Source organism: Paraburkholderia sp. IMGN_8 (genome assembly GCF_038050405.1).
GTDB lineage: Bacteria > Pseudomonadota > Gammaproteobacteria > Burkholderiales > Burkholderiaceae > Paraburkholderia.
In genome coordinates, this window is sequence record NZ_CP150900.1 from 1,006,742 (window position 1) to 1,028,967 (window position 22,226).

General features: G+C 61.6%; 19 protein-coding genes. 17 read left to right on the forward strand and 2 right to left on the reverse strand.

The genetic code is table 11. The features are described from left to right. Positions 1–114: 114 nt before the first annotated feature. Positions 115–765 carry an outer membrane protein OmpA gene (ompA, locus tag WN982_RS04865; RefSeq protein ID WP_341314643.1) on the reverse strand — a complete coding sequence of 217 codons (651 nt, stop codon included), beginning with the start codon at positions 763–765 and terminating at the stop codon, positions 115–117. Positions 766–1,241: 476 nt separating this feature from the next. Here ompA and gyrA point away from each other — a divergent pair, with 476 nt between their 5' ends. The 17 genes from gyrA to cysM all read left to right on the forward strand — a co-directional run bounded on the left by gyrA (position 1,242) and on the right by cysM (position 20,772). Further along, on the forward strand, positions 1,242–3,878 hold the full coding sequence (gyrA, locus tag WN982_RS04870) for a DNA gyrase subunit A (protein WP_341314644.1): 2,637 nt from the start codon (positions 1,242–1,244) through the stop codon (positions 3,876–3,878). Between the two features lie 124 nt (positions 3,879–4,002). Further along, entirely contained in the window at positions 4,003–4,605 is a 603-nt protein-coding gene (locus tag WN982_RS04875; protein ID WP_341314645.1) for a DUF2059 domain-containing protein, read from the forward strand. Positions 4,606–4,875: 270 nt separating this feature from the next. Then, a complete protein-coding gene (serC, locus tag WN982_RS04880; protein ID WP_341314646.1) occupies positions 4,876–5,958 on the forward strand; it encodes a 3-phosphoserine/phosphohydroxythreonine transaminase in 1,083 nt (360 codons plus the stop codon). A gap of 63 nt (positions 5,959–6,021) precedes the next feature. Further along, positions 6,022–7,104, forward strand: coding sequence for a prephenate dehydratase (gene pheA / locus WN982_RS04885; RefSeq protein WP_341314647.1), 1,083 nt, complete (start codon positions 6,022–6,024; stop codon positions 7,102–7,104). A gap of 68 nt (positions 7,105–7,172) precedes the next feature. Beyond that, complete coding sequence (gene hisC / locus WN982_RS04890; protein ID WP_341314648.1) at positions 7,173–8,285, forward strand: histidinol-phosphate transaminase; 1,113 nt, start codon at positions 7,173–7,175, stop codon at positions 8,283–8,285. A gap of 52 nt (positions 8,286–8,337) precedes the next feature. Next, a complete protein-coding gene (locus tag WN982_RS04895) occupies positions 8,338–9,279 on the forward strand; it encodes a prephenate dehydrogenase/arogenate dehydrogenase family protein (RefSeq protein ID WP_341314649.1) in 942 nt (313 codons plus the stop codon). 19 nt (positions 9,280–9,298) lie between these two features. Next, positions 9,299–10,603, forward strand: coding sequence for a 3-phosphoshikimate 1-carboxyvinyltransferase (gene aroA, locus WN982_RS04900; protein ID WP_341314650.1), 1,305 nt, complete (start codon positions 9,299–9,301; stop codon positions 10,601–10,603). Between the two features lie 35 nt (positions 10,604–10,638). Next, the gene (gene cmk, locus WN982_RS04905; RefSeq protein WP_341314651.1) at positions 10,639–11,325 is read left to right on the forward strand and encodes a (d)CMP kinase; all 687 of its coding nucleotides are present in this window, start codon (positions 10,639–10,641) and stop codon (positions 11,323–11,325) included. 161 nt (positions 11,326–11,486) lie between these two features. Then, positions 11,487–13,217 (forward strand): 30S ribosomal protein S1, encoded by a 1,731-nt coding sequence (rpsA, locus tag WN982_RS04910; RefSeq protein WP_341314652.1) that lies wholly within the window; start codon positions 11,487–11,489, stop codon positions 13,215–13,217. Between the two features lie 22 nt (positions 13,218–13,239). Further along, on the forward strand, positions 13,240–13,563 hold the full coding sequence (locus tag WN982_RS04915; protein ID WP_007180889.1) for an integration host factor subunit beta: 324 nt from the start codon (positions 13,240–13,242) through the stop codon (positions 13,561–13,563). Positions 13,564–13,904: 341 nt separating this feature from the next. After that, on the forward strand, positions 13,905–14,198 hold the full coding sequence (locus tag WN982_RS04920; protein ID WP_341314653.1) for a LapA family protein: 294 nt from the start codon (positions 13,905–13,907) through the stop codon (positions 14,196–14,198). Between the two features lie 75 nt (positions 14,199–14,273). Next, complete coding sequence (gene lapB, locus WN982_RS04925) at positions 14,274–15,449, forward strand: lipopolysaccharide assembly protein LapB (RefSeq protein WP_341314654.1); 1,176 nt, start codon at positions 14,274–14,276, stop codon at positions 15,447–15,449. Between the two features lie 144 nt (positions 15,450–15,593). Further along, positions 15,594–17,009, forward strand: a complete 1,416-nt coding sequence (locus tag WN982_RS04930; protein ID WP_341314655.1) for a UDP-glucose/GDP-mannose dehydrogenase family protein — start codon at positions 15,594–15,596, stop codon at positions 17,007–17,009. Further along, positions 16,963–17,970, forward strand: coding sequence for a D-glycero-beta-D-manno-heptose-7-phosphate kinase (gene rfaE1 / locus WN982_RS04935; protein WP_341314656.1), 1,008 nt, complete (start codon positions 16,963–16,965; stop codon positions 17,968–17,970). The genes WN982_RS04930 and rfaE1 overlap by 47 nt, the downstream gene beginning before the upstream one ends. A 143-nt stretch (positions 17,971–18,113) precedes the next feature. Beyond that, complete coding sequence (rfaD, locus tag WN982_RS04940) at positions 18,114–19,106, forward strand: ADP-glyceromanno-heptose 6-epimerase (RefSeq protein ID WP_341314657.1); 993 nt, start codon at positions 18,114–18,116, stop codon at positions 19,104–19,106. 77 nt (positions 19,107–19,183) lie between these two features. Next, complete coding sequence (locus tag WN982_RS04945; protein WP_341314658.1) at positions 19,184–19,549, forward strand: helix-hairpin-helix domain-containing protein; 366 nt, start codon at positions 19,184–19,186, stop codon at positions 19,547–19,549. A gap of 320 nt (positions 19,550–19,869) precedes the next feature. Continuing rightward, on the forward strand, positions 19,870–20,772 hold the full coding sequence (gene cysM, locus WN982_RS04950; RefSeq protein WP_341314659.1) for a cysteine synthase CysM: 903 nt from the start codon (positions 19,870–19,872) through the stop codon (positions 20,770–20,772). A 95-nt stretch (positions 20,773–20,867) separates the two neighbouring features. Here cysM and mltB read toward each other — a convergent pair whose 3' ends face one another. Then, positions 20,868–22,094 (reverse strand): lytic murein transglycosylase B, encoded by a 1,227-nt coding sequence (mltB, locus tag WN982_RS04955; protein ID WP_341314660.1) that lies wholly within the window; start codon positions 22,092–22,094, stop codon positions 20,868–20,870. Between the last annotated feature and the right edge of the window lie 132 nt (positions 22,095–22,226).

Sequence of the window (22,226 nt, forward strand, 5' to 3'; positions counted from 1 at the left end):
CATTGCATTGCGCTTTTCGTCGTGCGACGCAGGCGGGAGCCGTGCAACGCAAAGAACAACGGCATAAAAAAAGCCCCGCCGAAGCGGGGCTTTGATACTGCGGTAATTTGTAGCTTACTGCTTCGAAGTACCGACAACTTCGACTTCCACGCGACGATCCGGTGCGAGGCAGGCGACGAGTTGCTTGTGGTTCTTCTGGTTGCAGCCGGTCGTGACCGGGTTACGCTTGCCCTTGCCTTCCGTGTAGATGCGGTTGGCTTCGATGCCCTTGCTGACCAGGTACGACTTCACAGCTTGAGCGCGGCGCAGCGACAGACGGTCGTTGTACTTGTCCGAACCGATGCGGTCCGTGTAACCCGTTGCAACGATAACTTCCAGGTTCAGGCCTTGGACCTTCGATGCGAGGTCGTCCAGCTTTTCCTTGCCAGCCGGCTTCAGGACAGCCTTGTCGAAGTCGAACAGCGCATCAGCTTGATACGTAATCTTTTGGCTCGTGATAGCCGGTGCAGCAGGTGCGACCGGAGCCGGCGGCGTCGGAGCCTGGGCAACCAGGGCGCCATCACACTTAGCGTTGGCCGTTGCCGGCGTCCAGAATGCATCGCGCCAGCAAAGCTCGTTCGTGCCGTTCATCCACACGTATTCGCCGGTGCCATTCACCCAGTTGTCGTTCGTAGCTTGTCGCGACGCCGGCACCGATTGCGCCATGGCGGATGCAGCCATAACTGCGGTAGCTGCAATGAACGCGAGCTTTGAAAGTTTATTCATATTTCTCCTCTCGAAATTGAGATTACCGCAGGTTTACTGCGAGCCTGTTGACGAAGACAAGTCATACATTGCTCGAAGTATAACATCGGTGTAGAACAAAAAACGTGCTGTGTAGACTTCGAGCAGTGTCTAACTCTTTGTGCGTTGGCATTTTGCCATATCGTTCCCTTCCAACGATAAAAAAATCTGCCCCCGATCAAATCGCCCTCCAATTGTGGTGCATGCGCAACAGAAGCAATCCCCGGAAGGCGCCGCCAGTCATGGCTGAGCGGCGGATTGGCCCATGCACAAATCGGGCCTGCCCCGGCTCGATAGCAGGTCGCCCAGGTGCCTTTCGCGTGCGCCTGCTAATAGGTATACGTACCCTCGTCGGGGACGGATGCGCGGCATGTTAGAATCGCGTGATGCGTTGCGCCTGCAATGCTTACGCGAAGGCGCGGTGTTGTCGTCGTCTTCGCACGTAAAAGATACGGATAATGGATCAATTCGCCAAAGAGACTTTGCCAATCTCCCTAGAGGAGGAAATGCGCCGTTCGTATCTCGATTACGCGATGAGCGTGATTGTGGGGCGTGCGCTTCCCGATGTTCGCGATGGCCTGAAGCCGGTGCACCGGCGCGTGCTGTACGCGATGCACGAACTGAACAACGACTGGAACCGGGCTTACAAGAAGTCGGCGCGTATTGTCGGCGATGTCATCGGTAAATATCACCCGCACGGCGACACGGCTGTCTACGACACGATCGTCCGGATGGCGCAGGATTTCTCGCTGCGCTACATGCTGGTGGACGGTCAGGGCAACTTCGGCTCGGTCGACGGCGACAATGCCGCGGCCATGCGGTACACCGAAATCCGCATGGCGAAGATCGGCCACGAACTGCTGGCCGACATCGACAAGGAAACGGTCGACTTCACGCCGAACTACGACGGCAGCGAAAACGAGCCGGCCATTCTGCCGGCGCGCATTCCCAATCTGCTGATCAATGGCTCGTCCGGTATTGCAGTCGGCATGGCGACCAATATCCCGCCGCACAATCTCAACGAAGTCGTCGATGCGTGTCAGCATCTGCTGAAAAACCCGGAAGCGACGATCGACGAGCTGATCGAGATCGTCCCGGCGCCCGATTTCCCGACCGCCGGCATCATCTACGGCGTGGCCGGCGTGCGCGATGGCTATCGCACCGGCCGTGGCCGCGTGGTGATGCGCGCGCTCACGCACTTCGAGGAAATCGACCGCGGCCAGCGCATGGCGATCATCGTGGACGAGTTGCCGTATCAGGTGAACAAGCGCTCGCTGCTGGAGCGTATCGCCGAACTGGTCAACGAGAAGAAGCTCGAAGGCATCTCCGATATCCGCGACGAATCCGACAAGAGCGGTATGCGCGTCGTGATCGAACTCAAGCGCGGCGAGGTGCCTGAGGTCATTCTCAACAATCTGTATAAGGCGACCCAGCTTCAGGATACCTTCGGCATGAACATGGTCGCGCTGGTCGACGGCCAGCCGAAGCTGCTCAACCTGAAGGAAATGCTGTCGTGCTTCCTGTCGCATCGCCGGGAAGTGCTGACGCGGCGCACTGTATACGAACTGCGCAAGGCGCGTGAACGCGGTCATGTGCTCGAAGGTCTGGCGGTCGCACTCGCCAACATCGACGATTTCATCGCGATCATCAAGGCCGCGCCGACTCCGCCGATTGCCAAGCAGGAATTGATGGCGCGTCCGTGGGATTCGTCGCTGGTGCGGGAGATGTTGGCGCGCGCGGAGACGGAAAACGCCTCGGCCGGCGGCCGCGAAGCGTATCGCCCTGATGGTTTGAATCCGGCGTTCGGCATGCAGGCCGACGGCCTCTACCGCTTGTCCGACACCCAGGCTCAGGAAATTTTGCAGATGCGTCTGCAACGCCTGACCGGTCTGGAGCAGGACAAGATCATCGGTGAGTATCGCGAAGTGATGGCGCAAATCGCCGACCTGCTGGACATTCTGGCCCGCCCGGAGCGCATTACCGCGATCATCGTCGACGAACTGACGTCGATCAAGGCCGAATTCGGCGACGCGCGCCGCTCGAAGATCGAGCTGAACGCGACCGAGCTGAATACCGAAGACCTGATCACGCCGCAAGAGATGGTTGTGACCATGTCGCACACCGGCTATGTGAAATCGCAGCCGTTGTCCGAATATCGCGCACAAAAGCGCGGCGGTCGCGGCAAACAGGCGACTTCCATGAAGGAAGACGACTGGATCGACACGCTCTTCATCGCGAACACGCACGATCACATCTTGTGCTTCTCGAACCGCGGCCGCGTGTATTGGGTCAAGGTTTATGAAGTGCCGCAAGGTTCGCGGAACTCTCGTGGCCGTCCGATCGTCAATATGTTCCCGTTGCAGGACGGCGAGAAGATCACGGTCGTGTTGCCGGTCAAGGAATTCTCGGCCGACAAGTTCGTGTTCATGGCCACCGCGTTAGGAACGGTAAAGAAGACGCCGCTGGAAGCCTTCAGCCGGCCGTTGCGCAAGGGTATTATTGCGGTCGGTCTGGATGACGGCGATTATCTGATCGGCGCCGCCATCACTGACGGCCAGCATGACGTGATGTTGTTTTCGGATTCGGGCAAGGCAGTGCGCTTCGACGAGAACGACGTGCGTCCGATGGGCCGCGAGGCGCGCGGTGTGCGCGGTATGCAGCTTGAAGACGGTCAGAACGTCATTGCGCTGCTGGTGGCTGGCGACGAGCAGCAGTCGGTGCTCACCGCAACCGAAAACGGCTTCGGCAAGCGCACGCCGATCACTGAGTACACGCGCCACGGTCGCGGTACGAAGGGGATGATCGCGATCCAGACATCGGAGCGTAACGGCAAGGTGGTCGCCGCCACGCTGGTGGATCCGGAAGCGCAGATCATGCTGATCACCAATACGGGCGTGCTGATCCGCACGCGCGTGTCGGAAATTCGAGAAATGGGGCGCGCAACCCAAGGTGTTACACTCATCAGCCTTGACGAAGGGACCAAGCTTTCAGGTCTGCAACAGGTTGCTGAGGCGGAAGCGGATGTGGATGTCGAAGGTGACGCCGAAGGTCCCGCTGAAAGCGACAACGGCGGTGAAGACGGTGGTGCAGCCTGATCCGCGTCGGCGGCTCTCAGTCTCAGTTATTGGGTGAAAGCTGCGCAGGGAAAAAATGGCGTATCGGGCCGATACGTATCCCGCGCAGCTGGCAGTTCAAGTTAATTTCTCTTAGGGAGTAATGATGCAAAAACGATTCAAACAACTGATGTTGCTGGCTGCACTCGTGCCGACCTTTGCTATGGCTCAAGCGCTTCAGGGCCAGGCTCCGGCGGCTCCGGCTGCTGCCGCGGCACCGGTTGATCCGGCCAAGCAGGCTGCCATCAAGGACCTGCTGGACGCAATCGACGCACAGAAGCTCGTCGGCGCCATCGGCAACAGCGCGCAAATGCAAGCCAAGCAACTGGTTCCGGCCATCCTGTCGGACGCTCTGAGCGAAAACAAGACGATGACGGACAAGCAGAAGCAGGCTTCCGTCCCGACGCTGCAAAAGAACGCAGTGCCGAAGCTGGTTGACGGCGCGGGCCAGGTGTTCGCAACGGACGGTTTCCGTCAAGACGCAATGCAAGCTCAGTACGACGCATACGCGAAGTACTACAGCACGTCGGAAATCAAGGACCTGACCACGTTCTACAAGAGCCCGACCGGCCGCAAGTTCATCCAGGTGCAAGACCAGGTTGGCCGCGACGTCGTGAACGGCTTGATGCAAAAGTACATGCCGCAATCGATCAAGGCAACGCGTGACCAGGCCGACAAGGAAGTCGCGTCGGTCAAGCCGGCTAAGTAAGCTCAGGTCGAAAGGCTGCGCTGACATCGCGCTAGCCGCCGGTCGGCACGCTTCACAGCGTCCGGGTTTGGCGGGTTGGCGGTGACAATGCGATAATGGTCGTTTGCGCACGCGCGCAGACGGCCATTTTCTTTTTGGGTGCGAAATCGTCGTCAAACTCGCGTTGTCAGATTCGCGATGCCACCTTCTCGATGTTGAGCTTCGCGGTTGCCAACTTCGCCGATTTTTACGCGATTTACGTTTTTCGCGCCTGCTTCCGGGGACCCCACGATGCGCGTCTTTAATTTCTCCGCCGGCCCTGCGGCCATGCCAGAAGAAGTGCTGCGCCAGGCAGCCGACGAGATGCTCGATTGGCAAGGCAGCGGCATGAGCGTGATGGAAATGAGCCATCGCGGCAAAGAGTTCATGTCGATCCACGAGGAAGCACTCGTCGATTTGCGCGAGTTACTCTCGGTGCCGGCCAGCCACCGTATCCTGTTCCTGCAAGGCGGCGGTTTGGGCGAAAACGCGATCGTGCCGATGAATCTGCTCGGCGCGAAACCGCGTGCCGACTTTGTCGTAACGGGTTCGTGGTCGCAGAAGTCGTTCAAAGAAGCGCAAAAGTACGGCACCGTGCATCTGGCGGCGAGCGGCCAGACGGCGGACGGCTTCACGCGCGCGCCGGCGCGCTCCGAATGGCAACTGTCGGACGATCCGGCTTACGTGCATCTGTGCACCAACGAGACGATCCACGGTGTCGAGACCTTCGAAATCCCCGATATGGGCGATATTCCGCTGGTCGCGGACGTGTCGTCGCACATCCTGTCGCGCCCGATGGACATCGCCAAATACGGCGTGCTGTACGGCGGCGCGCAGAAGAACATCGGCATGGCGGGCGTGACGGTCGTGATCGTGCGCGAAGATATGCTGGATCGCGCGCAGTCGATCTGCCCGTCGGCGTTCGAATGGAAGACCGTCGCCGAGAACAATTCGATGTACAACACGCCGCCCACCTACGCGATCTACGTCGCCGGGCTGGTGTTCAAGTGGTTGAAGAAGCAGGGCGGCCTTGCCGCGATGGAAGCGCGTAACCTCGAAAAGTCGAAGCTGTTGTACGACGCGATCGATTCGAGCCGCTTCTATCTGAACAAGGTCGAGCGTGGCTCGCGCTCGCGGATGAACGTACCGTTTTTCCTCGTCGACGAGTCGCGCAACGAAGATTTCCTGGCCGGCGCGAAAGCGCGGGGAATGGTGCAGCTAAAGGGCCACAAGTCCGTCGGCGGCATGCGGGCGTCGATTTATAACGCCGTCCCGCTCGAAGGCGTCAAAGCGCTTGTCGAATACATGAAGGAATTCGAACAGCGCAGCGCCTGATGTTTCAGACATTCAGGCGCGCGCATCCTTTCCAGTAGTTTCCCGGCAGGGCCGTTTTCACGCATGGACGACGAACTCAATACCCGACTCAAACCCCTTCGCGAGCGCATCGACGCGCTCGACGCGCAGCTGATCGCGCTGCTCAATCAGCGGGCGGCGGTCGCGCTCGAAGTGGGCGAGGTCAAGAAGTATTTCAACGCGCCGGTGTTCCGCCCTGAGCGCGAACAGCAGGTGATCGCGCGCTTGCAAGACATGAGCGAAGGGCCGCTCGCGAGCGAACATATCAGCGCGATCTGGCGCGAGATCATGGCCGCGAGCCGCGCGCTCGAAAAACCCATCAAGGCCGCGTATCTCGGCCCGGTCGGCACCTATAGCGAGCAGGCGATGCACGAGTACTTCGGTCAGTCGATCGAAGGCCTGCCGTGTCCGTCGATCGACGAAGTGTTTCGCGCGGTCGAAGCAGGCGCCGCGGAATTCGGCGTCGTGCCGGTCGAGAATTCGACCGAAGGCGCAGTGTCGCGCACGCTCGATCTGCTGCTGCAAACGCAGCTCACGATCGGCGGCGAACTGGCGCTGCCGATTCACCACAACCTGTTGACCCTGAACGGCGGCCTCACCGGCGTGACGCGCGTGTGCGCGCATGCGCAGGCGCTCGCTCAATGCCAGCGCTGGCTTTCCACGAACGCGCCGCATCTGGAGCGCCAGGCGGTGTCGAGCAACGCGGAAGCAGCACGCATGGCTGCGGACGATCCGACAGTCGCGGCCATCGCCGGCGATCGCGCCGCGACGCACTACGGTTTGCAGGTCGCATACGCGCTGATCCAGGACGATCCGCATAACCGCACGCGCTTCGTGATGATCGGCAGGGAGCGGACCGGCGTCAGCGGGCACGACCAGACGTCGCTGATCGTTTCGGTGGCGAACGAGCCGGGCGCGGTATTCAAGCTGCTCGAGCCACTCGCGCGCCACAGCGTATCGATGACGCGTTTCGAATCGCGTCCGGCGCGCGTCGGCACGTGGGAGTACTACTTCTACATCGACGTCGAGGGCCATCGCGACGATCCGGCGGTCGCCGCCGCGCTCGCCGAACTCGGCCAGAAGGCCGAGTTCCTGAAGATCCTCGGCTCGTATCCGCGCGCCCGCTAATGCCTCGCTAGTGGCACTCGAGCGCGCCAGCTGCGCATTCATTTACTAAATAGTCGTTCGGAGATTTCATGACAACGTCCTTCGGTCCTTCTTATGTGCGCGCGATTGCGCCTTACATCGCCGGCAAACCGATTTCGGAAGTCGCACGCGAGTTCGGCCTCGACGAAGCGACCATCGTGAAGCTGGCGTCGAATGAAAATCCGCTTGGCATGCCGGAGTCGGCGCAGCGCGCCATGGCGCAGGCCGCCACCGAACTCGGCCGCTATCCGGACGCGAATGCGTTCGAACTGAAGGCCGCGTTGAGCGAGCGCTACGGTGTGCCGGCTGACTGGGTCACGCTTGGCAACGGCAGCAACGATATCCTCGAAATCGCCGCGCACGCGTTGGTGGAGAAGGGTCAGTCGATCGTATACGCGCAGTATTCGTTCGCCGTGTACGCACTGGCCACGCAAGGCGTGGGCGCACGCGCGATCGTCGTGCCGGCCGTCAAGTACGGCCACGACCTCGACGCGATGCTCGCCGCGATTACCGACGATACGCGCCTGATCTTCGTCGCGAACCCGAACAACCCGACCGGCACGTTCATCGAAGGCCCGAAACTCGAAGCGTTTCTCGACAAGGTGCCGCGTAGCGTGGTCGTCGTGCTGGATGAGGCATACACCGAATATCTGCCGGAAGAAAAGCGCTACGACTCGATCGCGTGGGTGCGCCGTTATCCGAATCTGCTGGTGTCGCGCACATTCTCGAAGGCGTTTGGTCTGGCCGGCTTGCGCGTCGGTTTCGCGATCGCCCAGCCCGAATTGACCGATTTGCTGAACCGTCTGCGTCAGCCGTTCAACGTGAACACGCTGGCGCAAGCGGCGGCGATCGCGGCGCTGAACGACAAGGCGTTTCTGGAAAAGAGCGCCGCGTTGAATGCGCAAGGCTACCGTCGCCTGACCGAAGCATTCGACAAGCTCGGCCTCGAATATGTGCCGTCGGACGGCAACTTCGTACTGGTGCGTGTCGGCAACGACGACGCAGCCGGCAATCGCGTCAACCTCGAATTGTTGAAGCAGGGCGTGATCGTCCGACCGGTCGGCAATTACGGTTTGCCGCAATGGCTGCGCATCACGATCGGCCTGCCGGAAGAAAACGAAGCGTTCCTCGCGGCGCTTGAAAAGACGCTCGCCACCGCTTAAGCGGTAGACCTTGACCCGCGCGCCTGGATCGATCTGTGGCGCGCTTTTTTCTGTGATCGACGTGGCCGCGTTCTCTTTTAACAAGCTGGTGATTTTCGGTGTCGGCCTGATCGGCGGATCGCTCGCGCGCGCGTTGCGAGAGCGCGGCGAGGCGGCAGGCGCGCGCACGGTGATCGGTGTCGGGCGTTCGCCCGCGTCGACCGAGCGTGCGCTGGTGTTGGGTGTAATCGACGGTACTGCGGCGCTAAATGACGATGCTGCATTGCGCGCAGCATTGTCCGGCGCGGATCTCGTGCTGCTTGCCGCGCCAGTCGCGCAGACTCAGTCGCTGCTCGAACGAATCGCGCTGTTTCTCGACGCGGACACGATCGTCACGGACGCAGGCAGCACCAAATCCGACGTGGTCGCCGCCGCCCGAGCGGCGCTCGGTGCGCGGATCGGCCAATTCGTTCCGGGCCATCCGATTGCCGGGCGTGAGTCGAGCGGGGTGGATGCCGCCTTGCCCGACCTGTATGTGAACCGCAACGTCGTGTTGTGCGCGCTGCCGGAGAACGCGCCCGAGGCCGTCGCGCGGGTTGCCGCGATGTGGGCTGCCACCGGCGCCGCTGTGCACGAGATGACGCCGGAGCAGCATGACCGCGTGTTCGCGTCGGTCAGCCATTTGCCGCACGTGTTGTCGTTCGCGCTGGTCGAGCAGATTCTCAACTCGCCTGACGCTGCGCTGAAATTTTCATTTGCTGCCGGCGGCTTCCGCGATTTCACGCGGATCGCAGCGTCGAGCCCGGAAATGTGGCGCGACGTGTGCGTCGCGAATCGCGTCGCGCTGCTCGACGAACTCGATGCTTACACGACGGTGCTTGCGCGCTTGCGGGCGGCGATCGAGGCAGCCGACGGCGCCGCGCTCGAAGCCGTGTTCGCGCGCTCGCGTGTCGCGCGCACCGAGTGGCAGGAGCAGCGCGGTGCGGCTGTCGCGCCCAGCGACGCCTCGAAATAACCGGAAACTGGACTCAATCATGGAATTCCTCGATCTCGGACCATTTTCCCGTGCGTCCGGCACGGTTCGCCTGCCAGGCTCGAAGAGCATTTCGAACCGGGTGCTGCTGCTCGCAGCGCTCGCCGAAGGCGAAACGACCATTACGAATCTGCTCGATTCGGACGACACGCGCGTGATGCTCGACGCGCTCGAAAAGCTCGGCGTGCGCCTGAAGCGCGACGGCGACACCTGCGTCGTAACCGGCACGCGTGGCGCGTTCACCGCTCGTACCGCCGACCTGTTCCTCGGCAACGCGGGCACGGCGGTGCGCCCGTTGACGGCGGCGCTCGCGGTCAATGGCGGCGACTATCGCGTGCACGGCGTGCCGCGCATGCACGAGCGGCCGATCGGCGATCTGGTCGACGGCCTGCGTCAGATCGGCGCGAAGATCGACTACGAAGCGAATGAAGGCTATCCGCCGCTGCGGATTCGCCCAGCGCAGATTTCTGCGGACGCGCCGATCCGCGTGCGCGGCGACGTGTCGAGCCAGTTCCTCACCTCGCTGTTGATGACGCTGCCGCTGTTGCGCACCGAAAGCGGCGTAACGACCGTGCAGGTTGACGGCGAACTGATCTCGAAGCCGTACATCGAGATCACGATCAAGCTGATGGAGCGCTTCGGCATCAAGGTCGAGCGCAACGGCTGGCATCAATTCGTGGTGCCGGCCGGCCAGCGCTATCAGTCGCCGGGCACGATCATGGTGGAAGGCGATGCGTCGTCGGCGTCGTATTTTCTGGCGGCCGGCGCGCTCGGCGGCGGGCCGCTGCGGGTGGAAGGTGTCGGCCGGGCCAGCATCCAGGGCGACGTCGGTTTTGCCGATGCGCTGATCAAGATGGGTGCGAACCTGCAGATGGGCGACGACTGGATCGAAGTGCGCGGCGTCGGCCATGACAGCGGCAAGCTCGAGCCGATCGACATGGACTTCAACCTGATTCCCGACGCAGCGATGACCATCGCCGTCGCCGCGCTGTTCGCCGACGGCACGACCACGTTGCGCAACATTGCCAGCTGGCGCGTGAAGGAAACCGACCGGATCGCCGCGATGGCAACGGAACTGCGCAAGGTCGGCGCGAAGGTGCAGGAGGGCGAGGATTTCCTCGTCGTCACGCCGCCTGAAAAATTGATTCCGAACGCCTCGATCGACACTTACGACGATCACCGCATGGCGATGTGCTTCTCGTTGGTGAGTCTCGGCGGCGTGCCGATCCGGATCAACGACCCCAAATGCGTCGGCAAGACGTTCCCCGATTATTTCGAGCGCTTTATCGCGCTCGCTCAACCCTGATTCGTCCCCGAATCGACTGACGTGCGACTTTTTCGATGAAACCGACCCGTCCCTTTCACCAGACGCCCGTCATTACGATCGACGGCCCGAGTGCCTCCGGCAAAGGCACCGTGGCCGCGCTGGTTGCCGCGAGCCTCGGTTTTCACTTGCTGGATAGCGGCGCGCTGTACCGGCTCGCCGCGCTCGCCAGCATGCGCTACGACATTGCGCCGGACGATGCCGATGCGCTCGCAGCACTGATCGACGACCTGCACATCACGTTTCGCGAGGGCCTCGCGCAGCTTGACGGCGTCGACGTATCCGCCGAGATTCGCGCGGAGGAGGTCGGCAGTCGCGCCTCGGCGATCGCCGTGCACGCGCCCGTGCGCGCCGCGCTGGTGGCGCGTCAGCGGGCTTTCCGCAAGGAACCGGGGCTGGTCGCCGACGGCCGCGACATGGGCACTGTGATCTTCCAGGACGCGATTCTGAAGGTGTTCCTCACGGCCAGCGTCGAGGCCCGTGCCGCGCGCCGGCATAAGCAATTGATCCAAAAAGGATTTTCTGCTAATATACATGACTTGCTCCGGGATTTGCGTGAGCGCGATGAGCGTGACAGTCAGCGCGCAGCCGCGCCGCTCAAGCCCGCGGCAGATGCAAAGCTGCTTGATACCTCCGCATTGTCGGTCGACCAGGCGGTCGAACAGGTGGTGCAGTGGTATGAAGCTTTAGTCCCGCATGCTTGATGAATGTACGAATTGTGCATAAGCCGCGGGCGCAGTAGAAGTAGTGTTGTCAGTAGGTGCTCCGCGTGTGTCGTGGAGCGTGTATTAACCCCTTAACCCCGCGTGGCATTCGCATTCTTGGCCGTTGCTGACCGTCCGGCCAGCCGGGCACCGCGAGAACCGTGCAAATTTTGATTTTTATGTCCGACCTGCAAACCTCTACCCCGAATACCGAATCTTTTGCGGCTCTGTTCGAAGAGTCGCTGACCAAGCAAGACATGCGCGCCGGCGAAGTGATCTCCGCCGAAGTCGTGCGTGTTGACCACAACTTCGTGGTCGTCAACGCTGGTCTCAAGTCCGAAGCCTACATCCCGCTCGAAGAGTTCCTGAACGACGCGGGCGAGGTAGAAGTGCAGGCGGGCGACTTCGTTTCCGTCGCGATCGACGCGCTGGAAAACGGCTATGGCGACACCATCCTGTCGCGCGACAAGGCGAAGCGTCTGGCTTCGTGGCTGTCGCTGGAAAAGGCGCTCGACAACAACGAACTCGTGACCGGCACGATCACGGGCAAGGTCAAGGGCGGCATGACCGTCATGGTCAACGGCATCCGCGCGTTCCTGCCGGGTTCGCTGGTTGACACGCGTCCGGTCAAGGACACGACCCCGTACGAAGGCAAGACCCTCGAATTCCGCGTCATCAAGCTCGACCGCAAGCGTAACAACGTCGTGCTGTCGCGCCGCGCTGTGATCGAAGCGACCCAGGGCGAAGAGCGCGCAAAGCTGCTCGAAACGCTGAAGGAAGGCGCGATCGTCGAAGGCGTGGTGAAGAACATCACCGATTACGGCGCATTCGTGGACCTCGGCGGTATCGACGGCCTGCTGCACATCACCGACATCGCATGGCGTCGTGTGCGTCACCCGAGCGAAGTGTTGTCGGTTGGCCAGGAAGTCACCGCGAAGATTCTCAAGTTCGATCAAGAGAAGAACCGCGTTTCGCTGGGCATCAAGCAACTGGGCGACGATCCGTGGGAAGGCATTTCCCGCCGCTACCCGTCGGGCACGCGCCTGTTCGGTAAGGTCACCAACATCACCGACTACGGCGCATTCGTCGAAGTGGAATCGGGCATCGAAGGCCTCGTCCACGTGTCGGAAATGGACTGGACGAACAAGAACGTTGCACCGTCGAAGGTTGTTCAGCTGGGCGACGAAGTCGAAGTCATGGTTCTTGAAATCGACGAAGACCGTCGCCGTATCAGCCTCGGCATGAAGCAATGCAAGCCGAACCCGTGGGACGACTTCAGCCGCAACTTCAAGAAGGGCGACAAGCTGCAAGGCGCAATCAAGTCGATCACCGACTTCGGCGTCTTCATCGGTCTGCCGGGCGGCATCGACGGTCTGGTTCACCTGTCGGACCTGTCGTGGAGCGAAACGGGCGAAGAAGCGGTTCGCAAGTACAAGAAGGGCGACGAAGTGGAAGCAATCGTTCTCGGCATCGACGTCGAGAAGGAACGCATTTCGCTGGGCATCAAGCAGCTCGAAGGCGACCCGTTCAGCAACTTCGTTGCAATGAACGACAAGGGCGCGATCGTCGACGGCGTGGTCAAGACGGTGGACGCGAAGGGTGCGGTGGTTCAGCTGTCGGCGGAAGTCGAAGGCTACCTGCGCGCTTCGGAAATCGCCCAGGACCGCGTGGAAGATGCTCGCAACGTGCTGAAGGAAGGCGACAAGGTCAACGCGATGATCATCAACATCGATCGCAAGTCGCGCGGCATCAACCTGTCGATCAAGGCCAAGGACTCGGCCGAACAGCAGGAAGCGATTCGTGGCCTCGCGTCGGACAACAGCTCGGCTGCAACCGGCACGACGAACCTCGGCGCGCTGTTGAAGGCCAAGCTCGACGGCCAGAACCAGTAAGCTCTGAGAGGTCTGCTGCAGTATGACCAAATCGGAATTGGTCGCCCAGCTGGCTACGCGATTTCCGCAACTTGTCCTCAAGGATGCGGATTTCGCGGTGAAGACGATGCTTGATGCGATGTCGGAGGCGCTTGCCAACGGTCATCGCATCGAAATTCGCGGCTTCGGCAGCTTCGGCCTCAATCGTCGTCCTTCCCGCGTCGGTCGTAATCCGAAGTCGGGCGAGAAGGTGCTGGTACCCGAGAAGTACGTACCGCACTTCAAGCCTGGCAAGGAATTGCGCGAGCGGGTCGATCGGCGTGCGGGCGAGCCGTTGAAGGCCGAAGAGCCGGATGACGATCTGTAAAACCTCGCTGTGCGGTTCGTAGCGTGGCATCGGTAGCGTCAGCGGCCAAAGCCAGACGGCAAAAGACCAGAAAAAGCGCCTTCGGGCGCTTTTTTTTTCCGTACTGCGTTTGTACGCTGGATACGGCATGTAGAGGCGCGTGGCGCATCCTGAAATCAAACGCACTGGCCAATACATTCGCCGGCGGCAAAATAAAACTCGCGTAAGTCCGCAATCAGCCAGTTCCTGCCCAGCCGCGAGGGCTTCAATTACAATACGGGTCACTTCGGCGCGGGCAACACCGTGGCGCGACGCGTCATCAAGCCGGCGTCACCCCGCAACTGCCGTCAAGAGACCTATTCATGAAATTTATCGTCTGGCTGATCCGTGTACTGGTGTTCGTGCTGCTGCTGGTGCTCGCGCTCTCCAATACGCAACCTGCTACGCTGAATTTCCTCGCTGGCTACGCCTGGTCGGCTCCGTTGATCCTGATCGGCCTTGCCTTCTTTGTGGCTGGGCTGCTGGCCGGGCTGGTGTCGTGGATGCCGGCCATGGTGCGCTTGCGCATGGAGAACGGCCGGCTCAAGCGCGAGTTGCGGGTAGCGCGCGAAACTCCGGTGGTGGTCGAACAACCGCCGATGCCGCCGCTGATCTAAGTTTTCTTCCGCCTCGCGTGCTGACCGTGCGCGCGGCTTTCCGTTTTTGCCTTCCCGCTCGTTTGCATTAATCGCATGGATCTAGACTTCTGGTGGCTGCTTGCCGTACCCGTCGCTTTCGCGTTCGGCTGGATGGCCGCGCGCTACGACCTCAAGACGCTGCTGTCTGAAAGCGCCAACCTCCCGCGTTCGTATTTCCGTGGCCTGAATTTCCTGCTCAATGAGCAGCCGGATCAGGCGATCGATGCGTTCATCGAAGTGGTCAAGCTCGACCCCGAAACGGTCGAGTTGCACTTCGCGTTGGGCAATCTGTTCCGGCGCCGCGGCGAGACCGACCGCGCGATTCGCGTGCATCAGAACCTGCTGAGCCGAGCCGATCTGCCTGTCACCGAGCGCGATCACGCGCTGTACGAATTAGGCCAGGACTTCCTGAAGGCGGGCTTGCTCGATCGCGCGGAGGAAACCTTCCGCGCGCTCGAAACGGGCGACTATGCGTTGGGCGCGCAACGCGCGCTGCTGACGATCTACGAAATCGAGAAAGACTGGGTCAAGTCGATCGACACCGCGCGCCATCTGGAAACGATGGGCGCTGAATCGCTCGATAAGGAAATCGCGCAATTCCATTGCGAACTGGCCCAGGAAGCGCTGCAACAGAAGAACCCGGATGAAGCGCGCCGTCAGCTTGGTTTTGCGTTGAAAGCCAACCCGACTAACGTGCGCGCCACGATCCTGTTCGGCGACGTCGATGCGGCAGGCGATGCGCAAGAGGCCGCCATTACCCAATGGCGGCGCGTCGAGGAACAGAATCCGGCGTATCTGCCGCTCGTCGCCGAAAAGCTGATGAAGGCCTACGAAACGCTCGGCCGCCCGCAAGAGGGTGCCGATCTGCTGACCACGTGGGTGGATCGCTATCCGTCGAACGATCTGCTCGACGTCGCGTATCAGCACGTCGCGGTGTTGCGCGGTCCCGACGCCGCGCATGCACTGGCGCGTTCGCAGATGCAGAAGTCACCTAATCTGGCAGGTATGACGCGTCTTCTGGAAGCGCAGCAAGCCGTCGCGGAAGAGCCGCGGCGCAGCGAGCTCGAACTGATGCGCACGCTGATCCGTCAGCGCACCAAAAATCTGCCACGGTATACGTGCCAGAATTGCGGTTTTCGGGCGCGGCTTTTCTATTGGCAGTGCCCGGGTTGCAGCGGTTGGGAAACCTATGCGCCGCGTCGCGTCGAACCGATCGCGGCGTCGAATTGACGCCACTGCGACCGCGCCGGCACCGGCCGCGCGGCTGCCTCGCCACGCGGATGGCAACAGCGCATGCGTGGGCGGACCTCGCAACGTGTTCATAACCGGCTTCATCACCGGGAATCATCACCGGAACCCTCTACCGGAAAGCGTATGAAAATCACCATTATCGGCACAGGCTATGTCGGCCTCGTCACTGGCGCGTGTCTCGCCGAAATCGGCCACGACGTCTTCTGTCTCGACGTCGATCCGCGCAAGATCGAAATCCTCAACAACGGCGGCGTGCCGATTCACGAGCCGGGTTTGCAGGAGATCATCGCTCGCACGCGCGCGGCTCGCCGCATCACGTTTTCGACGGATATCGAAGCGAGCGTCGCGCACGGCGACGTGCAGTTCATCGCCGTCGGCACGCCGCCCGACGAAGACGGCTCGGCCGATCTGCAATACGTGCTTGAAGCTGCGCGCAGTATCGGCCGCACAATGAACGGCTTCAAGGTGATCGTCGACAAATCGACGGTGCCGGTCGGCACCGCGCAGCGCGTGCGCGCGGTGGTCGAAGAGGAACTGGCCCGGCGTGGTCTCGCCAACAGCGAGAAGCACCGCTTCTCGGTAGTCTCCAATCCTGAGTTTCTGAAAGAAGGCGCAGCGGTGGACGATTTCATGCGCCCCGATCGCATCGTGATCGGCAGCGACGAAGACGAAGCCGGCCTGCGCGCGCGCGAACTGATGAAGCGTCTGTACGCGCCGTTCAACCGCAATCACGAACGCACGCTGTATATGGACGTGCGCTCGGCCGAGTTCACGAAATACGCAGCCAATGCGATGCTCGCCACGCGCATTTCGTTCATGAACGAGATGTCGAATCTGGCGGATCGCGTCGGCGCGGATATTGAAGCAGTGCGTCGCGGTATCGGTTCGGATCCGCGTATCGGCTATCACTTCCTGTATGCCGGTTGCGGCTACGGCGGATCGTGCTTCCCGAAGGACGTGCAGGCGCTGATTCGTACCGCGAGTGAAAGCGGCCACAACCTGCGCATCCTCGAAGCCGTCGAGGAAGTGAACTACAAGCAGAAGGACGTGCTTGTGCGCAAGATCACGCACAAGCTCGGCGAAGATCTGAGCGGCCGCACCTTCGCCGTTTGGGGGCTCGCGTTCAAGCCGAATACCGACGACATGCGCGAAGCGCCGAGCCGCCGCGTGATCGCCGAGTTGCTGGCGCGCGGCGCGCAGGTGCGCGCGTACGATCCGGTCGCTGTGACCGAAGCGCGCCGCGTGTTCGCGATCGATTTGCACGAAGCGCCGGAGCAGCTCACGCGTCTGCATTTCGCCAGCACCCAGGACGAAACGCTCACCGGCGCCGACGCGCTTGTGATCGTCACCGAATGGAAGGAATTCAAGAGCCCGGATTTCGTGCATCTGAAATCGGTGCTGAAGTCACCGCTGATTTTCGACGGCCGTAACCTGTACGAACCGGACGCGATGACCGAGCTCGGCTTCGACTATCACTCGATTGGACGACCTTATGCCCAACCCTTCGAACTTCCGGCCGATGCCGCAAACCATGCCTGAGGCCGCTCAGTCCAGGTCCACGGCCGAGCTCACCGTGGTACCGCGTGCGCAGCTCGGCGCCGCGCGTGTGCTGGTGGTCGGCGATGTGATGCTCGATCGCTACTGGTTCGGCGATGTGAACCGCATCTCGCCGGAAGCGCCGGTGCCGGTCGTGCACGTGCAGCGCCAGGAAGACCGGCTCGGTGGCGCCGCAAACGTGGCACGCAATGCGGTTGCGCTGGGCGCGCAAGCGGGTTTGTTGTGTGTAGTCGGCCATGACGAACCCGGCGAGCGTATCGTGCAGTTGCTCAGCGAAAGCGGTGTGACGCCGCATCTCGAACGTGACCCCGCGCTGCTCACCACGATCAAGTTGCGCGTACTGTCGCGTCAGCAACAGCTGCTGCGTGTCGACTTCGAAAACACGCCGACGCACGAAGTGCTGCTCGCGGGTCTCGCCCGTTTCGACGACTTGCTGCCGTCGCATGACGTGATCCTGATGTCGGACTACGCGAAGGGCGGCCTCACGCACGTTACGCAGATGATCGCGAAGGCGCATGCGGCGGGCAAGCCGGTGCTGGTCGATCCGAAGGGCGACGACTGGGAGCGCTATCGCGGGGCGACGCTGATCACGCCGAATCGCGCCGAGTTGCGCGAAGTGGTCGGCCAATGGAAATCCGAAGAAGATCTGATCGCGCGCGTGACCAGACTGCGCGCCGATCTCGACTTCAAGGCGCTGCTGTTGACGCGTTCGGAAGAGGGTATGACGCTCTTCTCCGACGACGGCATCCTGCACGCTTCGGCCGTAGCACGCGAAGTGTATGATGTATCGGGCGCGGGCGACACCGTGATCGCCACACTCGCCGCGATGCTCGGCGCGGGCCTGACGCTGGTCGAGGCGGTTGGGCTCGCGAACCGCGCGGCCGGCATCGTGGTCGGCAAACTCGGCACTGCTACCGTCGACTACGACGAACTCTTTCATTGATGCGGCCCGCCCGGCCTCCAGTTTTACGCCCGGTTGCGGCGCGAAACAGGTGAGCCGCGGGGCGTCAACTGAACCTGTCAATTGGAGTTAACGCTTTAGCGCTTACTCCGATCCCATGCAAAGCTCACTAGCGCAGGACCATCATGACCCTCATCGTCACCGGCGCGGCCGGCTTTATCGGCAGCAATCTCGTGAAGGCGCTCAACGATCGCGGCGAGCAACGCATCATCGCGGTCGACAACCTCACGCGCGCGGACAAATTCAAGAATCTCGTCGACTGCGAAATCGACGACTATCTCGACAAGACCGAATTCGTCGAACGCTTCAGGCGCGGCGACTTCGGCAAGGTGCGCGCGATTTTCCACGAAGGCGCCTGCTCGGACACGATGGAAACCGACGGCCGCTACATGATGGACAATAACTTCCGCTATAGCCGCGACGTGCTCGACGTGTGTCTCGCGCAGAACATTCAGTTTCTGTATGCGTCTTCGGCGGCGACGTATGGCGGTTCGAGCCGTTTCGTCGAAGAGCGCGAAGTCGAGCAGCCGCTGAACGTATACGGCTATTCGAAGTTCCTGTTCGACCAGGTGATCCGCCGCGTGCTGCCTACCGCGAAGAGCCAGATCGCGGGCTTCCGTTACTTCAACGTGTACGGTCCGCGCGAAACGCATAAGGCGCGCATGGCGTCGGTGGCATTCCACAACTTCAACCAGTTCCGCGCCGAAGGCAAGGTCAAGCTGTTCGGCGAGTACAACGGTTATGCCGCGGGCGAACAGACGCGCGATTTCGTTTCCGTCGAAGACGTGGCGAAGGTCAACCTGTTCTTCTTCGACAACCCGGACAAGTCGGGCATCTTCAACCTGGGCAGCGGCCGCGCGCAGCCATTCAACGACATCGCGAGCACGGTGGTCAACACGCTGCGCTCGCTGAACAACGAAGCGCCGTTGTCGCTCGCTGATCAGGTGCAGCGCGGGCTGATCGAATACATTCCGTTCCCCGATGCATTGCGTGGCAAGTACCAATGCTTCACGCAAGCGGACCAGTCGAAGCTGCGCTCGGCGGGCTACGACGCGCCGTTTTTGAGCGTGCAGGAAGGCGTCGATCGTTACGTACGTTGGCTATTCGGCCAGGTGTAAATCTTTCGCATCCCTCTTTAAACTGGAATCTCCCGGTTGGTGATGGTCGCCAACCGGTTGTACGAGGGAGATTCCATATGTTTCGAAAAACTCTGGTTACCGCGGCCATGCTCGCCGCTTTCGGCCACGCGTATGCGGCGGTCGACGTCAACACGGCTAACGAGGATGCGCTGCGCGGCATCAAGGGCATCGGTGCTGCCAAAGCGAAAGCCATTCTCGAAGAGCGTTCAGCGCATGGTCCATTCAAGGACCCGGCCGATCTCGGCAAGCGCGTCAAAGGCATGGGCGGGCATACCGTCGAGCGCCTGCAGGCGGAGGGTCTCGCTGTCGGTCCGGCTGGCGCGGCTGCTGGCGCGCAGGCTGCGGCGCCTCTCCAGACCAAAGGCGCGGCCGTTGCGGGCAATACGCAAAAGAGCGATGCCACTGTCGCGGTGAAGAAATAGCCTGACGCGGGCCTTGCGCGCGGGGCGGGTCATCTGCGCGCAGCGTCTGCTAACGTAGTTTCCCTTTATGGTCGGAGTTGGCAGGAACACTCCTTCAGCTGTCATGCAGATGACTGGCTCCCGCGGTTCTCAGCCGCGGGCTTTTTGCGTGGTTCTCTGCGCTGTTTTTGCGTGCCCGACGAGCGTCGAATGAGCGCGATGCACCAGCCGCCCGGCATCGCTGCATCCATGCGGGCAGAAGGGCCGCGCGGCAGCCGCGCACACGGTGGTTTAGAATTGATGGATTAAAGACTCCACGCATCGACAGCACTAGAACCGATATGGCTTACAAAACGATTGAAGACACGATCGGCAATACGCCGCTCGTGCAACTCGTCCGCCTCCCTGACGACGATATCCGCAACCGCAACAATGTGATCCTCGCGAAACTCGAGGGCAACAACCCTGCGGGTTCGGTGAAAGACCGTCCGGCGCTGTCGATGATCAAGAAAGCGGAAGCGCGCGGCCGCATCAAACCGGGTGACACGCTGATCGAACCGACCAGCGGCAACACCGGCATCGCGTTGGCGATGGCAGCGGCGATCCGCGGCTACAAGATGGTGCTGATCATGCCGGAAGATCTGTCGGTGGAGCGGCGTCAGAGCATGGCCGCCTACGGCGCGCAGATCGTGCTGACGCCGGTGACGGGCGGCATGGAATACGCCCGTGATCTCGCCGAGCAGATGCAGCGCGAAGGCAAGGGCATCATCCTCGACCAGTTCGCGAACCCGGACAATCCGGCCGCGCACGTCGAAGGAACCGGGCCGGAAATCTGGCGAGACACCGAAGGGCGCATCACGCACTTCGTGTCGTCGATGGGCACCACCGGCACGATCATGGGCGTGTCGGCGTATTTGAAGGAAAAGAATCAGGCGATCGAAATCATCGGTGCGCAACCGGAGGAGGGCTCGCGCATTCCCGGCATCCGCAAGTGGCCGGAAGCGTATCTGCCGAAGATTTTCGATCGCAGCCGCGTGGACCGCGTCGAGAACGTGAGTCAGGCCGCAGCCGAAGCGATGGCGCGGCGTATGGCGTCGGTTGAAGGGATCTTCGCCGGCATTTCGTCAGGCGGGGCGTGCGAAGTGGCGCTGCGGGTCGCGCGCCAGGTCGAAAACGCGACGATCGTGTTTATCGTCTGCGATCGCGGCGACCGTTACCTGTCGACCGGTGTGTTTCCGGCTTGAGCGCGCGTAGCTGGCGTTAAGTCGTTTTAGCCATAAAAAAGCGCCGGTCCAGCCGGCGCTTTTTGTTTCACTTTTTCCAGGTGTCGCGGCGCAGCTTACTGCGAAGCCGCACTTGGCGCCGCCGCATTGTTGCCGTTCACCGCATCGCTTGTCGCCATCTGCGCTTTGACCCGCTCGCCTAACTGATAAACCGCGAGCGCATAAAAGAAGCTGCGGTTATAGCGCGTCAATACATAGAAGTTCTTCAAGCCCAGCATGTACTCGGTGCCCCGCCCCGGCGAGGGCAGATCGACCACCGTCACCGGCGTACCCGCTTCCGACGCGATGTCGATCCCCGGCTCGTTCACAAGCAGCCCGGCGCGCAGCAGTTGCTGCAACGGCCAGTGCGGTTCCGGCTGACCGTCGGCGGCGGCTTGTGCAACGCCGAGGCTGCCCGCGTCCGTGCCGATCTTCCACACCACGGGCCGGCCGTTTTCCCAACCGTTCTGACGCAGATAGTTCGCCACGCTGCCGATCGCATCCGCCTGGCTCGTGCGCAGATCGATCTGCTTGTTGCCGTCGTAGCTCACCGCGTATTGCACGATGCTGCTCGGCAGGAATTGCGGAATGCCGATCGCGCCGGTGTACGAGCCGAGTACCGTGGTCGGATCGATCTGCGATTCGCGCGTCCACACCAGATAGTCTTCGAGATTCTTGCGGAAGGTCGCCTGGCGATCCGCGCGATTGGCGGTGTTCGGGTAGTCGAAGCTGAGCGTGGTCAGCGCGTCGAGCACGCGGAAGTTGCCCATGAAGCGGCCGTAGATCGTCTCCACACCGATAATGCCGACGACCACCTCCGGCGGCACGCCGAACTCTTCATAAGCACGTTGCAGCGTTGCCTGGTTGGCGCGCCAGAAGCGCACGCCGGCGTTGATGCGAATCTGGTCGAGAAAGCGCGACTGATACACGCGCCAGTTCTTGACCGACGGCGAGGGCGACGGCGTGACGAGCTTGACCGCGGTCGCCGAATAGCTCACGCGTGCGAACAGCGCGTGCAGCGCGGCCTGGTCGAAGTCGTAGCGCGCTGACATGTCGTTGATGAACGCATCGACATTCGGATTATTCGCATAGCGCTGCGGGATGATTTCTTCTTCGAAGGTTTGCTCCTGCGGCACCGCCTGTTGCGGCTGGCTTTGCGTGACCTGCAGCGGCGGCTTTGGCGCGGTGCTTTGCGCCATTGCCGGACTGGCTGCTGTGAACACGCACCATGCGACGGACAGTGCGGTGGCGACGCGCGTTGTGCGTAGCCGGTTTCGTGCAGACAGAGCAAGCTTGACGGTCATAGTGAGCTAGGGCGCAGTGCAAAAAAGACAGGGGAAAAACGGATCGGGGCAGTATACCCGACGCCTTCTGCAAAACTGCGCCCAGCACGCGTCACAGCCGCATCGTGTGGTAACTTGACGATAGTTGGCGCG

Excerpts from the sequence above, each read along its gene's own strand:
- ompA (WP_341314643.1), bottom strand. The coding sequence starts at position 765 with ATGAATAAACTTTCAAAGCTCGCGTTCATTGCAGCTACCGCAGTTATG.
- gyrA (WP_341314644.1), top strand. The coding sequence starts at position 1,242 with ATGGATCAATTCGCCAAAGAGACTTTGCCAATCTCCCTAGAGGAGGAA.
- WN982_RS04875 (WP_341314645.1), top strand. The coding sequence starts at position 4,003 with ATGCAAAAACGATTCAAACAACTGATGTTGCTGGCTGCACTCGTGCCG.
- serC (WP_341314646.1), top strand. The coding sequence starts at position 4,876 with ATGCGCGTCTTTAATTTCTCCGCCGGCCCTGCGGCCATGCCAGAAGAA.
- pheA (WP_341314647.1), top strand. The coding sequence starts at position 6,022 with ATGGACGACGAACTCAATACCCGACTCAAACCCCTTCGCGAGCGCATC.
- hisC (WP_341314648.1), top strand. The coding sequence starts at position 7,173 with ATGACAACGTCCTTCGGTCCTTCTTATGTGCGCGCGATTGCGCCTTAC.
- aroA (WP_341314650.1), top strand. The coding sequence starts at position 9,299 with ATGGAATTCCTCGATCTCGGACCATTTTCCCGTGCGTCCGGCACGGTT.
- cmk (WP_341314651.1), top strand. The coding sequence starts at position 10,639 with ATGAAACCGACCCGTCCCTTTCACCAGACGCCCGTCATTACGATCGAC.
- WN982_RS04915 (WP_007180889.1), top strand. The coding sequence starts at position 13,240 with ATGACCAAATCGGAATTGGTCGCCCAGCTGGCTACGCGATTTCCGCAA.
- WN982_RS04920 (WP_341314653.1), top strand. The coding sequence starts at position 13,905 with ATGAAATTTATCGTCTGGCTGATCCGTGTACTGGTGTTCGTGCTGCTG.
- lapB (WP_341314654.1), top strand. The coding sequence starts at position 14,274 with ATGGATCTAGACTTCTGGTGGCTGCTTGCCGTACCCGTCGCTTTCGCG.
- WN982_RS04930 (WP_341314655.1), top strand. The coding sequence starts at position 15,594 with ATGAAAATCACCATTATCGGCACAGGCTATGTCGGCCTCGTCACTGGC.
- rfaE1 (WP_341314656.1), top strand. The coding sequence starts at position 16,963 with ATGCCCAACCCTTCGAACTTCCGGCCGATGCCGCAAACCATGCCTGAG.
- rfaD (WP_341314657.1), top strand. The coding sequence starts at position 18,114 with ATGACCCTCATCGTCACCGGCGCGGCCGGCTTTATCGGCAGCAATCTC.
- WN982_RS04945 (WP_341314658.1), top strand. The coding sequence starts at position 19,184 with ATGTTTCGAAAAACTCTGGTTACCGCGGCCATGCTCGCCGCTTTCGGC.
- cysM (WP_341314659.1), top strand. The coding sequence starts at position 19,870 with ATGGCTTACAAAACGATTGAAGACACGATCGGCAATACGCCGCTCGTG.
- mltB (WP_341314660.1), bottom strand. The coding sequence starts at position 22,094 with ATGACCGTCAAGCTTGCTCTGTCTGCACGAAACCGGCTACGCACAACG.